This window comes from Candidatus Zixiibacteriota bacterium (genome assembly GCA_036397555.1).
Lineage (GTDB): Bacteria > Zixibacteria > MSB-5A5 > WJJR01 > WJJR01 > DATKYL01.
On sequence record DASWIS010000001.1, the window covers coordinates 90,215 to 102,768 of the forward strand.

Annotated in this window: 12 protein-coding genes and 1 pseudogene; 1 reads left to right on the top strand and 12 read right to left on the bottom strand. The window is 61.4% G+C overall.

All coding sequences use genetic code 11. From position 1 onward, the window contains the following. Positions 1 to 29 precede the first annotated feature (29 nt). The gene (locus VGB22_00400) at positions 30 to 461 is read left to right on the top strand and encodes a hypothetical protein (protein ID HEX9749738.1); all 432 of its coding nucleotides are present in this window, start codon (positions 30 to 32) and stop codon (positions 459 to 461) included. Between the two features lie 7 nt (positions 462 to 468). Here VGB22_00400 and VGB22_00405 read toward each other — a convergent pair whose 3' ends face one another. The 12 genes and pseudogenes from VGB22_00405 to VGB22_00460 all read right to left on the bottom strand — a co-directional run bounded on the left by VGB22_00405 (position 469) and on the right by VGB22_00460 (position 12,554). Next, positions 469 to 1,977 (bottom strand): DUF2339 domain-containing protein, encoded by a 1,509-nt coding sequence (locus VGB22_00405; protein HEX9749739.1) that lies wholly within the window; start codon positions 1,975 to 1,977, stop codon positions 469 to 471. A 310-nt stretch (positions 1,978 to 2,287) separates the two neighbouring features. Then, a complete protein-coding gene (locus VGB22_00410; protein HEX9749740.1) occupies positions 2,288 to 3,172 on the bottom strand; it encodes a DMT family transporter in 885 nt (294 codons plus the stop codon). A gap of 237 nt (positions 3,173 to 3,409) precedes the next feature. Then, positions 3,410 to 3,718: pseudogene (locus VGB22_00415) on the bottom strand (ArsC/Spx/MgsR family protein). A gap of 73 nt (positions 3,719 to 3,791) precedes the next feature. Continuing rightward, positions 3,792 to 4,439 (bottom strand): O-methyltransferase, encoded by a 648-nt coding sequence (locus VGB22_00420; GenBank protein ID HEX9749741.1) that lies wholly within the window; start codon positions 4,437 to 4,439, stop codon positions 3,792 to 3,794. 16 nt (positions 4,440 to 4,455) lie between these two features. Next, the gene (gene trxB / locus VGB22_00425) at positions 4,456 to 5,391 is read right to left on the bottom strand and encodes a thioredoxin-disulfide reductase (protein ID HEX9749742.1); all 936 of its coding nucleotides are present in this window, start codon (positions 5,389 to 5,391) and stop codon (positions 4,456 to 4,458) included. 68 nt (positions 5,392 to 5,459) lie between these two features. Further along, on the bottom strand, positions 5,460 to 6,353 hold the full coding sequence (locus tag VGB22_00430) for an NAD(P)H-binding protein (protein ID HEX9749743.1): 894 nt from the start codon (positions 6,351 to 6,353) through the stop codon (positions 5,460 to 5,462). An 80-nt stretch (positions 6,354 to 6,433) separates the two neighbouring features. After that, the gene (locus VGB22_00435) at positions 6,434 to 7,738 is read right to left on the bottom strand and encodes a citrate (Si)-synthase (protein ID HEX9749744.1); all 1,305 of its coding nucleotides are present in this window, start codon (positions 7,736 to 7,738) and stop codon (positions 6,434 to 6,436) included. Positions 7,739 to 7,883: 145 nt separating this feature from the next. Next, a complete protein-coding gene (locus tag VGB22_00440) occupies positions 7,884 to 8,303 on the bottom strand; it encodes a response regulator (GenBank protein HEX9749745.1) in 420 nt (139 codons plus the stop codon). Beyond that, positions 8,300 to 8,719: a response regulator gene (locus tag VGB22_00445; GenBank protein HEX9749746.1), complete on the bottom strand. Its 420-nt coding sequence runs from the start codon at positions 8,717 to 8,719 to the stop codon at positions 8,300 to 8,302. Before VGB22_00445 ends, VGB22_00440 begins: the two co-directional genes overlap by 4 nt. After that, positions 8,700 to 10,361 (bottom strand): ATP-binding protein, encoded by a 1,662-nt coding sequence (locus tag VGB22_00450; GenBank protein HEX9749747.1) that lies wholly within the window; start codon positions 10,359 to 10,361, stop codon positions 8,700 to 8,702. The genes VGB22_00445 and VGB22_00450 overlap by 20 nt, the downstream gene beginning before the upstream one ends. A 25-nt stretch (positions 10,362 to 10,386) precedes the next feature. Continuing rightward, the gene (locus VGB22_00455) at positions 10,387 to 11,358 is read right to left on the bottom strand and encodes an ABC transporter substrate-binding protein (GenBank protein ID HEX9749748.1); all 972 of its coding nucleotides are present in this window, start codon (positions 11,356 to 11,358) and stop codon (positions 10,387 to 10,389) included. Positions 11,359 to 11,552: 194 nt separating this feature from the next. After that, the gene (locus VGB22_00460; protein HEX9749749.1) at positions 11,553 to 12,554 is read right to left on the bottom strand and encodes a PorV/PorQ family protein; all 1,002 of its coding nucleotides are present in this window, start codon (positions 12,552 to 12,554) and stop codon (positions 11,553 to 11,555) included.

A 12,554-nucleotide genomic window follows, 5' to 3' on the forward strand; every position in this document is an offset into this window, starting at 1 on the left:
AGAGTTCGTGAGTTGAGTCTGAGAAACACATGCGCAGCATCCCGGCATGGTATTGGTCGGTCGCGTCAATCGCTCTGATTGCCGGTTCACTTGCGTTCGGCGCAGGCGGGCCGGAAGGGCGGGCGCTGTCGCGAACGCTGTATCCGCCGATTGTCTCGCTCGTGCTCGTAGCGACGCTCTTTGCATACCTGCAGCAATCTCTGCGCCCGACGCGCAAACTGGGCTTGATCAATCTGGCAGCCGTGGCTGTCGCGTTGTATGTGACGATCCCGCTGTGGCACTTTGGTGTCCGCTTGCGGCCGTCACCCGGTGGTCCGCCTGCGACCCTCTGGCCGGTGAACCTTTTGGTTATCTTCTGTGGGGTGGCCCTCTACCGGGTTCTTGTCCGGGTGACACGCGCCCTGCGTCCCGGCACCGGCAAGGAAGCGGTCGAAGACAAACAGGAGCGGCTGACGGGTTGAGCGGCTGTCAGTTTGACGCAGCAACCGTTGCCTTCTCAATCCGCTGATACAGCAATCCGCCTGCGTACATCGTCACACCGAGCACAACGAGACAACCGATCCGCACCAACGGCAACGCACCCGACAAGTCGAAGAGCAGAACTTTTGCGGCAAAGCCCGCGAACACCGCCAGCGAGGAGCGCCCCAGGCGGCGGTCCGACACGAAGATGGCAATCACAAGGGCGACGACAGCCAGCAGCCCCCACACAATCGAGACCGCCAATCGGCTGTCGGCGAGATGGATGATCCCGGCCATGACGGCGGTGTGACCGAGATAGAGCGCACCCGTCGTCAGAACCGCCGGACTGGCTGCCGGGCGTCGCAAGTGCCAGTAGAACGTATAGAGCGCGACGGCATACAACGCGATCAGGATCTGCCAACCGACCACCTGTTCGATATTGTAGCCCGCGACCAGTTGCTGGTATCCCCAATACGCGATGATTCCGCATGCAACGCTCAAAGGCCAGTACCGCTTGAGCCGTGACAGGGCTGTGGCAGCAACGTATCCCAAAGCGAGCAACGCCACCAGACCGCTCAGCACGCGCCATTCATCGGGGATCAGCTCGACATATACCGCGTGGACCAGCACCAGCGCCGCGTAAGCGGTGACAATCTGTTCTCCGGCGCGCGCATCTTCAGGTAATCGCGCGCGGGCATACCAGTACGCGGCCGTCAGCGGCACGACGCTGGCGATCGCCAGCCAGGGCGCCCATTCCGGGATGTGCCGGTAAAGCAGTGCGTACTCGGTTGCGTAGAAGAATATCAGCGCCGGGGAATGTGCGACCGCCTCATCATGTGTCAGCGGTTTCTGAGCGCGGGCGGAGAAGATTCCGGTTACCGCAATGAACAAGACGAATTGCAGACCCTGAAATCCTGCCGCCCAAATCCAGTCGCTGTGCTGCGCCATCTGCCAGGAGGCATGGAACACGATGAACGCCAGGTATGCGGCTACCAGGTAAATTGACCGCCGTTTGATCCTGAGCGCATAAAGACAGAAGACAATGTCCCATGCGATGAAGTAGATCATCAGATCGAGGGGGCGGGCCGCCAACGTGTAAAGCAACAACGGACCGGTGTATGAGCCCACCACGGCGAAGAAAGTGTACAACTCGTTTTCATAGAATTCACGCAGCCCGATCGATAAAGCACAGACGATGATCAGCGCGACCGTCGCGGTGCCCGTGCCGATCAGACCGTGATAGAGATGCGCGCCATAGACGGTGATGAACAATATCGCCACACCGCCGGCAGGAAGCAGACTGGCATACCGGCGCAATGAGTCTCGCATCAGCATGCCGGTGACGATCATTCCGATTCCGACCACACCGGCGAGACCGATCTGCCGTACCGGCGTCAGAAAGCCCGAGTCGATCGCCAGCCGGATCAGATACGCACTCGCCAGGACCAGCGCCGCCACTCCGCCCCATCCCAGAATGATGGTCGGGGAAATCGTCACCGCCGGCTTGCCGGCCGACATCGCCGGGGAGATCGGATTGAGCTGCGGCGTGTACTGCCCGGGGCGCTGTGCAGTAGTGGGTAACGGCTTCGGTCCGGCCGGTTGAATTGTCGACGCAGTCTCAGCTGACGGTTGCCCCTCCAAGCCCAATCGTTGTTCGATCGCAGCGAGACGGTTTTCCAAGCGCAGCAAACGTTCATGGTCGTCAGCGGTCCGACCGTCGTCATGTCCCGAGGACATTGTGCCACCTCCAGTTTTCCTACGCTGACTGGAGAATGCGCGAGATGTGTCAAGCACACAAGTAAAGAATGAAACGCGATTGCGGTCTGCGCTATGTCACCACCCGTGTCCGCTCCAGCCGCAGCGACCAGACCATGCCGGCGATGATCGGGATGGCGCCGACGAAGGCCCACGGGCCGGGAAACTCGTCGAAGACGATCATAGCCAACGTTGTGGCGACGAGCGTCTCGCCGCTGAGGATGGTCACGCCGACGGTGTGTGCCGAGTACACCTTCAATGTGCGGTTGTAAATTGTGTGTCCGATTACCGAGGGGATCAGTCCCGCGGCGGCCATCCAGAACCATGTCTTAGCTGGAAAGCTGCTGAATGGTGTGCCGATCACCAGTCCCCAAATGCCGAGCGTGACTGCCGCGGTCGAGTAGGCGATCACGACATACCCCAGTGTCGAGACCCGTTGCCGCACCTGCCGCCCAACCACCAGGTACGCCGATGCGAAGATCGCACCCCAAAGCGCCAGCAAATCGCCATACCAGCCGCCGGTACGCGGGTTGCCCCCGGCGATGACCAGCACGCCGATCAAGGCCAGGACGATCGCCGCGAAGGCCGCCGGTCTGACCCGCTCGCGCAGGTACCAGATGCCCATCAACGCCGCAAAGATCGGCTGCGTGGTCACGATGATCACCGAGTTGGCGACCGATGTATGATCGAGCGAAGTGATCCACGTCGCGAAGTGAAACGCCAACAACACACCGGCAGCGACCGAGCGCCATAACGAGAGTCGGTCCACCGCCTGCAGATCGCGGCCGCCCCGAACGGCAACGATGATCGCAATGGCGACAGACGCCACCACCATGCGATAGAACGCCACTGATAGTGGCGGCGCGGCGGCGAGCCGAATGAAGATCGCGGCCGGGCCCACTGCGAGCACACCGAGTATCAACAACAGGACCGAACTGCGTGCGGGGGATTCGCTCACGCGCTGAATATCGCTGTCGAGCCGTTGACGGAAAACAGGGGATCGTGGTCGGAGAATGACACGAACCGAGGCCGGTGATCGAGTATTTCGCCTTAGGTTGGCAGCCAGACGTATCTGAAGTGCAGTCGGTTCAAACCCGGTGTTCTGACATCGCCGGCCCCGGGGTGACGCCTCTGGCCGCCGCGCGGGGGCGTGTGCCAACACGATGCAGCGGGCTGACCCGAATCCCGGATTCCGTCACTTCCTGCCGGTCGCGAGCTTCTCATAATCAGAACGCGAGAAGCCGATGAATACCTTCGACCCTTTCACAAGGATCGGACGGCGCAGCAGAGTAGGGTCCTTCAGCATGGCCGCAATCGCCTGTTTCCTGGTCGGCGGTTTCTTGTCCCAGCCGGTTGCCTTGTAGGATTTGGCGCGGGTGCTGATGAACTCCGTGATCGGATGCGCGCCGATCAGTTTCTCCAATTCTTCTGCTGACAATCGATCCTTGAAGAAATCACGATATTCGGTGTCGGTCTGATGTCTGCGCAAAACGCTCACGGCGTTACGGCACGACGTTCACGTGAACTTGCCGTACAATCGCAGTTTTCGACGGGGCACCCGGAATCCTTCGCGAGACTCAATCGGTGATTTTGACAGCCACCGACAGCCCGTCGCGGATCGGGATGATCGTCGTGACAAAATCCGGATCGTCGGCGAGCCGCCGGTTGTACTCCCGAATCGCCCGCGTTTGCGGGTCGTTGATCGACTGATCCACCACGCGCGCGCTCGCCAGGACATTGTCGGAGATGAGCAGGCCGTGACGCCGCAGACGCGGCTTGGCGAGTTCGATCACGCGGGGGTACTGCTCTTTATCGATATCGTTGAACACTAAATCGAACGGGTCCGTCTCGCGCGTGAAGACTTCCAGCGCCTCGCCTTTGCGCAAATCGGTCTTGGCCGCCAGTCCGCCGCGACGGAAATACTCTTTGGCGACGTCAATGTTGGTTTGGTCGAATTCAGTGCCAATGATGACGCCGTCGTCGGGCAATGCCTTCGCCATCCAGTACATCGTGTAGCCATACCCGGAGCCCAGCTCGAAGATGCGACGTGCACCGCTGGTGCGCACCAGCATGTGCAGAATGCGCGCGCAGAGCGGTCCCAGATAGGGGAAGTCACGTTCCTCGCCGTGGCGCGCCATCTCCTCGAGGATCGGATCGACCGGCCCGGACATCGCTCCCAGGTAGTCGCCGATCAACGGATTGAGAATCGCGTCCTGCTCCGGCATGGTGTTTGGCTCCCAATCAGTGTTTGCGCGCTTCAAGCCAGCGTTCGGCATCGAGCGCCGCCATACAGCCGCTGCCGGCGGCCGTCACGGCCTGTCGATAGGTCTTATCCTGCACGTCGCCACAGGCGAAGACGCCTTCGACGGAGGTCTTGGTCCCGTCGTGTGTGATGACGTATCCCTGCTTGTCCATCTCCAGCTTGCCGTCGAGGAATTCGGTGTTGGGTTTGTGTCCGATGGCGAGGAAGAGTCCCTGCATCGGCACTTCACGTTCGCTTCCGTTGACCGTGTCTCTGATACGCAGTCCTTCGATGCCGCTTTCGGGTTTGCCCAAGACCTCGACGACTTCGCTGTTCCATATGAAATCGATCTTGGGGTTATCCTGCGCGCGTTTTTGCATGATCTTCGAGGCGCGCAGCGAATCGCGGCGGTGGATCACCGTCACCTGGTCGGCGAACTTCGTCAAAAAAGTCGCCTCTTCCATGGCCGAATCGCCGCCGCCGACGACCGCAATCCTCTTTCCGCGAAAGAAGAACCCGTCGCAAGTCGCGCAGGCGGAGACACCATATCCCATCAGACGCGACTCGGATTCGAGGCCCAGCAATTGCGCGCGCGCACCGGAAGCAATGATGATCGCGCCGCCGATGTAGGCGGTTCTCGCCGTCATCGCCGTGTGCGGCGGGCCGGAAAAGTCGACCGACGTCACCGTCTCCTGACGCACGACTGTCCCGAAACGCTCCGCCTGATTTCGGAACATCTTCATCATTTCGGGTCCCATGACGCCCTCGGGGAAACCCGGATAGTTCTCCACCTCCGTCGTAATGGTGAGTTGCCCGCCGGGCTGCTCGCCTTCCAACACGAGCACCGTCAAATCGGCGCGCGCGGCATACAGCGCGGCCGTGTATCCGGCCGGTCCGGAACCGACTATGACAATGTCAAAGCGCTCTTCGTTCATTGTTCACCTGTGGTGTGCGCCCGAGGTCTGTCCGGCGACTGGCACGGTATCCCGCGCGCGTATCGAAGTCAACCGCCGGTCACATCATAACCGGTGCGGGTTCCCCGTATCCGGCTCGCCAGCCACTCTTCGAATGAAATGGTCGGGGCGCCCAGCAGACTGTTCGCCGACGTCGGGTCTCCGGTTTCGGAAAAGCGGTCCCAGAATCGCATCTGCACCGCCGCGGCCCTGAGTTCCCGATTGCCCATCAGCGTCGCCAACAGCGAGGCGCGCCACAACGGAATTCGGCTGACCCGGATTGGCGGAGTCTGTTGCGATGCGAAACGTGTCAATGCTTCGGCCAGGGAGACGGGCTGCGGTCCCCAGATATCGAGAATCTGCCCGACGGATTCCGGCGTTGTGTAGGCCGTCGACACCATGCGTGCATAGTCGGCCAGCGCCACCCAGTGCCAGGCGTTGCGTTGCCGCCCCAACAAGTATGCGCGACCGGGCTTGACGAAGAGCGGGAGCGATTCGAAAAACCAATGAGGACGGAAGATCGTGAACGGCACGATCGTCTCGACAATCGCAGCGATCGCCCGCAATTTGGCCGCCGACGGTGCGAAGTGGGCGTTCGCACTGCGGGCGCTGATGCCCGCGGTGTATGTCAGCCGCTCCAGACCCAGTTCGGCGGCAATCCGCGCGACCGTTCGCGTCCCCTGGTGTTCCAGTTCTTCGCATTCATCCGCTGTTTTGCCGTGCAGGTTGACATGCACCCCCTGCATGCCGAACAACGCGGTGCGGACTGATTCTGGCCGGCGAACATCGCAATGCACGACTTCGCAGGCGTCGCCGAAGCGCGCATTGGCATCGTCCGGCGCATGCGAACAGACGCGCACGGTGTGGCCATCCACAAGAAGACGGCGGGCGACCGGCTCTCCGACCAAGCCGGTGGCTCCGATGACGGCGATGCTGATTCCCATCTGCACGATTCCTCGGGAAAGATAAGAAAAACCGCCTCAAGGCGCAGCCGTGAGACGGTCTCCTCATTCGGTCGTCTTTTCTAAGGCGCCGTGTGCGCCGGGACTTTGCCTTCGCTCACAGCCTCGCGGAGCCACTCCGTGGTCGAAGACTTCGGACGCACGATCGGATAGCCCATCCCGCGCGCGATCACCGCCTGCGCACAGATGCCCAGCGCGCGCGACACCGCAAACATGACGGTGTAGAACGGGAATTCGGTGAGTCCATACTTGTACAGCAGCGCACCGGAGGCCGCATCGACATTGGGCCACGGGTCCTTGATCTTGTTGACTTGGCGAAGAACGTTGGGCACGACCTCGTAGACTTTGGCGACGATCCGGTATACCTCATCCTCAGCGCAGTAGCGCTTGCCGAATTCCAGAAATGCATCGAAGCGCGGGTCGGTGACGCGCAGGACCGGGTGACCGTAACCGGGGATCACCTGTCCGGCATTCAGCGTATTCCACGCGTATTCCTCCAACTGACGGTCCGTCGGGACACCGCCGAAGGCGTCACGGACTTGCAGCACCCACTTGAGGCATTCCTGGTTGGCCAGCCCGTGCAGCGGCCCGGCCAGACCGTTGAACCCAGCCGATAGCGCATAGTAAAGGTCCGAGAGTGCCGAGTTGACGGTGGCGGCCGCATTGGCCGAGACATTGCCCGACTCATGGTCGCAGTGCAGCACCATGTACAAACGCATCAGCTTGGCGAAGTTGCCGTCGGGATCGGGCACACCCAGCATCTGCGTGAGATCAGTCGTCCAGTCCAGCTCGGGGTTGCTGGGAATGCGTTGCCCCTTGCCGAAGCGCAGGCGGTAGATCCCAGCCGCGAGCGTCGGTACGCGCGCGATGATCGTCAAAGCATCTTCGAGCGTGCCCTCCCAGTAGTGTTCTTTGCTGATTCCCTCATCGTAGTGACGGTGGAAGATGGACTCGCGTTCCATGACGAGAATGCCGGTGTTGAACATACACATCGGGTGCGAATCCGGCGGCATCGCCTGCATCACGTGCCAGACGTATTCGGGCACTTCGGCACGCTGCCGCAGTTCCTTTCGCATGGATTCGAGTTCGCGCTCATCGGGAATCGCCCCGGTCAGCAGCAGCCAGAAGACTTCCTCGGGCAGCCGGTCGGTCAGCGACATGATCGCTGTGCCGCGAATGAAGAGACCCTCATCGGCCTTGACGCGAGACGTGTCGCAGACCAGCGCGCGCACACCGCGCATGCCGCCGAATATCTGTTTAAGCGAGACCTCCGCCACTTTGCGGTCCCCGTGCGCTTGCAGCAACGTCTTTAGATCGGAGCGCCACTGGGGCAGGAGTTCGGACAATCGGGCATGTATTGCGGACATTGTCTCTCCCATCTGTCGGATTACGGCGACACGGTCATCACAATATAATGATCGGTTCGACCAAATGGACTCGAATCGATGTTATTCCAAACCGTCTAAATTTTTTGACAGAATTGGAATTCAAACGCCGCGCATGGCAGCGGGGCTATCCGGCGATATCGAAGTGCATCGGCAGTTCTCGACCGGCGCCGCCGTCGATGATCTGCAGACGCGCGATGGCACTTCGGACCTCACTGAGGGCAAAGGGCTTTGTGAGACGGGCCATCGGGGGTCTCGGATCCCGCTCGGACTCGTCAGCTCCGGCCGAATCCATGACGATGACCGGGACTCGCGGCTGACGTGACCGCAGCGCCCGTACGAACGCCGGCCCGTCCATGGCGGGCATATGCGTATCGGAGATGACCAAATCGGCAGGATTGTTTTGAAACCGCTTCAGCCCCTCGGCGCCGTCACTGGCGGTGTCGACTTCAAAGCCGTCACCGGTCAGCACCTCTTTCAGCAGGCTGCGAATGACGCCTTCATCATCGACGACCAGCACGCGCGCAAACGGTTTGATTCGGTTCATCGCCCACCCGCCGGTCCAGCCGGATCATCGGCCAGACAATGTCTCACCCGACTGCGAACTTCGAACACGTCGAACGGCTTCGACACCACGTCAAAGCAGCCCAGACTCCGACAGCGCCGCTTGTTGTCCTCCGACGGGTAGCCGGTCATGACCAGCACCTGCACGCGGTCGGACTTCGATCGCGCCGCGCGCAGGACGTCGAAGCCCGTGATCTCCGGCATCATCAAATCGGTAATCACGACTCGAAATGCGTTCCGTTCGATCAATTGCAGGGCCGTGTGCCCGTCGCCCGCCACCGTGACGCGATACTCGGAGAGGGCCTCCGCCAACAGGTCGCGCAGAAACGGTTCATCGTCGACGATCAGGATGGCGTAGCGACCGTCGGCCAACACGTCTTCACACATAGCGGATCTCATCGATCTTGATCTCGTTGGGTGGCGATGGGGCCTGTCCCTTCACCGGAGGTTGGGAATTGGCGATTCTGCCCGATGAGGGTAACGAAACGGTGAATGTCGTGCCGGCATTGACCTGCGACTCCACGTCGATTCGTCCGCCCATGTCCTTGACCAATCCGTAGGTCACCGAGAGCCCCAGGCCCGTGCCCTGACCGATTTCTTTGGTGGTGAAGAACGGCTCGAATATCTTTTCGAGATTATCCGGAGCAATTCCGTGTCCGTTGTCCCGGACAATGACTTGCACCCACCCGCTGAACAGCCGGGAGGTCACATGCAGGTCGCCGTTATCGCGCATGGCCTGCACAGCGTTGATGAGAATATTGGTGAAGATCTGCTGCAATTGCCCCGCGTGGCCCATCACGCTCGGGAGATTCTCGGCGAGCGCCAGAGTGACCGTTACTTGTCGGGTCGTCAACTGATGCTCCATAAACTGGAGCGTCTCGCGGAGGACGTCGTTGATCGCAATCGGAGCGGTTTGGTCTTTGGAGGACGCCCGTGCAAAACGCAGCAGATTCTGCACGATGTGCTTGCAGCGCTGCGACTGGCGTTCCATGTTTTCGATGTATCCCTGAAAGCGGGCAACCTCTTCGGGCCGGATGCCGCGTGCGCTGCGGGCCCGCAGTTGTTCGGCGGCCAACTGGGCATATCCCATGATACCGGCCAGCGGGTTGTTGATCTCATGGGCCACGCCCGCTGCCAGTTGGCCGATGGCGGCCATTTTTCCCGCCTGCACAAGCTGTTGCTGTGTCTCCTTCAACTCCAGGATCGCATCTTCGAGCAGATTCTTTTCCACCAGCGCGCCGCGCGTCGCCTTCAAGTCCGCCGTCATGCGGTTAAACGACTTGGCCAGATCGCCGATTTCATCTTTGCGATCATCCGCCACACGGACATCGTAATCGCCGCCGGCAATGCGATGCGTTGCATCGGCCAGGTCGTTGACCGGACGGATGCTCACCCGAACGGCAATCGAGGTCACCAGGATCGCGCACAGTGCGACGAGGATTGTGATCCACATCATGTTGCTGCGCATACGGGCGATCGAGTCTTCGATGTAATGTGTCGTCATGCCGATCTGCGCATGCCCCAGGACCTTGCGGCCGCCCCGGGCATCGTCTCCCCACCACGCGTCGTAGAGACCGCCCGATCCGAACGGGTCGGTCTGCGCATCCTGACGCAAGATGATCGGCGCCTGGAAATGGACTGTCTGTCCGTCCGGCTCAAACCGCAACACAAAGCCGTCAGCCCATTCGCCGCCGGCGGAATCGGTTGTCCTCTCCGGACGCTCGTCCGACGCCTGCTGCTCTGCGAGGCGGCCGCGTTGCACCAGTACCCTGCCGGCCCGTTCGACGATCCGCGCGTAGAAGACCTCCTGCTCGGCGAGCACGCCGTTGAGCAGATCGGCCAGCGCGGTCGTGTCGCCGATCAACGTCGCGTATGTCGAATTGTAGGCGAGATTTTTGACCGAGATGTCGCCGCGCCGCAGCAATTCCTCACGAATCGCCTCGCCGCCGTGATACAGCGAGATCCACATCAGCGAAAACGCCAGCCCGACGGTCAGGACCGAGATGCCGACAATTGACTTGATTTGAATGCTGATTCTCACGGTAACCGGCTCCACACTGACCGCATCAATAGACCACCACATTGGAATCCTTGATGATCGCCTCGTTCATCGGCAATTCAATGTGTTCGCGCACTTTGAGATTGATCGTCCGCAGAAAGCTGCGCGGCACAGTTTCTTGCAGCATCGCCGGCGACGCGCCCTCAAGAATCCGCACCGCCAGTTCGCCGGACTGCCGACCGATATCATCGTAACGGCACTCCAGGGCCAACAGCGCGCCCGCCTTCACGTACGCCGACGAGAGGCCGATGACCGGGATGCCCGATTTGATCAGCTCGAAAATGATGTACCGTGATGAACGTGGAGTCAGCACCGTCTGATCGGGCAGCATCCAGAGCACGTCGGTGATCTCACGCAAATGGCGGACGGCAGCCGGGACCTCGGTCTCATCACGGACCCATGCAATTTCAAAGGTCAGACCCTGCTGCCGTGCCAATCGCTGTGCGCGCTCGGCAATGGCCCGTGTGCGCGTCGAATCACAGATCACCCCGATGCGCCTGACCGTCGGGAACGCGCGACGGATCTCCTCGAGTTGCGTCTCCTGGGAAATATTCAGCGTCGCGCCGGTGAGATTCTGGTGCGCGTCACGCGACAGGCCGGTGTTGGCATCCTCCGGCATCGTCAGCACCATGGTGTACACGATGGGAATCTTTTGCTCCCGTGCGACGGCTTCGCGCGCGGCGCGCGTACCCACCGCCAGGATCAAATCGGGGGATCCGCGCCGGATTATCTGCCAGATGCTGTCGTTGTGTTCCACGCCGGCGCCGAGCGTGAACGTCTGCACATGCGGCCGACGACCACTCTCCGAGAGCTCCGCGAAAAACCCTTCCTGCGCCTGATTGTATTCGGGGAGATCCAGACTCTTGACGACCGCCACGCGAACACCGGCGGACTGATTCGCTGTCTGCGCCTGGGCCGTGTGCGCCCCCAGACTGGCGCACAGCACCCCAATCGACAGCCGCAACAGCGGCGGGATCAACGGTGAGAACCGGGCACCGGCAGCGGCGCCTCGTTCAGTCCGAGTGATGAAGGAAAGCAACGGGAGACGTTTGCGCCGGCGAGTGCGCACCCATTCCCGAGAAGAGATCCATATCGACTTGCCGCAGTCCACGATCCGAAGCTGCCCCCCGCGCGGTGCGTGGATCGACCGGTCCATCGGCGCCCGACTGCGCGTCAGAATGCCAAGGTGACCGTGAACAGGTGGTTGCTCTCAAAGACGCCGGCATCGACCCAGGCATAGTCCACCGACGTGACCGATTCCCCGAACGGGATGCGCAGCCCCGCGCCGCCGGAGAAACCGTACTGGAATCCGTCCAGCGGCGAGGCAACATAACCGCCGCGCAAGAATAGCTGATCGGCCAACGCCCATTCGGTACCCAGCCGAAATTCGTCCTCTGAGAAGTTGTTCGCCTGAAAGGCGCCCACGAACGTGACATTCTGCCCCGCCGGGCTCCAGCCGTTCCACGCCAGTCCGAATTGAATGAACGACGGCAGCTCGAAGGACGCGCTGCGGCTGCGCAGTTCCGCATCCGGATTGTCATCGCCGGATGGCACCGAGAAGTCGGGACCGTCAAAGCGCATCTTCGGTCCATAGTTCTTGATGGCAACACCCAGCGTGAGCCCTGCGATCGTCGGACGATAGACGAAGCCGATGTCGAACGCCAGTCCCTGCGCGGTTTCGCGATGAATCTGCTCGGCGACATAATGCGCATTGACCCCGACGGAAACTCTGTCCGTCATGGTGCGCGCCAGCGACAACCCGACGACAACGAAGGACGTTGCAAATGTTTCGCCCGTGCCGTCCGGCTGGTCGACGGTGTAGACCTGGTCGCCATCGGTGGAGAGCACCTTGGCGGAGAGCCCCAGCGTACCCAGAGCGCCGGTTTCACGCGCGTACGCCAAATGGGACATTCCGATGTCGGCGATGTAGCGACGGTGCGAGACGGCGATTTCGTCGCCCTGCAAGACCGCCGCGCCGGCGGGATTCCAAAAGAGCGACTGCACGCCGCGTCCCTCGGCCATGACCGAGCCGCCCATCGCGACGCCGCGTGCGTCCGTGGGAATCAGCAATTCCAGCGCACCCGCCGTGCCCAGACGCGCCGGTGTACCCGCGTGCGCGGCGCCGAACGACAAGCCCCATAGCCCCATCAACAGACTGGAAACGATCCTTCGCAT

Coding starts and splice junctions, on each gene's coding strand:
- VGB22_00460 (HEX9749749.1), bottom strand. CDS start 12,554: ATGCGAAGGATCGTTTCCAGTCTGTTGATGGGGCTATGGGGCTTGTCG.
- VGB22_00430 (HEX9749743.1), bottom strand. CDS start 6,353: ATGGGAATCAGCATCGCCGTCATCGGAGCCACCGGCTTGGTCGGAGAG.
- VGB22_00440 (HEX9749745.1), bottom strand. CDS start 8,303: ATGAACCGAATCAAACCGTTTGCGCGCGTGCTGGTCGTCGATGATGAA.
- VGB22_00445 (HEX9749746.1), bottom strand. CDS start 8,719: ATGAGATCCGCTATGTGTGAAGACGTGTTGGCCGACGGTCGCTACGCC.
- VGB22_00400 (HEX9749738.1), top strand. CDS start 30: ATGCGCAGCATCCCGGCATGGTATTGGTCGGTCGCGTCAATCGCTCTG.
- VGB22_00420 (HEX9749741.1), bottom strand. CDS start 4,439: ATGCCGGAGCAGGACGCGATTCTCAATCCGTTGATCGGCGACTACCTG.
- VGB22_00405 (HEX9749739.1), bottom strand. CDS start 1,977: ATGTCGGCCGGCAAGCCGGCGGTGACGATTTCCCCGACCATCATTCTG.
- trxB (HEX9749742.1), bottom strand. CDS start 5,391: ATGAACGAAGAGCGCTTTGACATTGTCATAGTCGGTTCCGGACCGGCC.
- VGB22_00435 (HEX9749744.1), bottom strand. CDS start 7,738: ATGTCCGCAATACATGCCCGATTGTCCGAACTCCTGCCCCAGTGGCGC.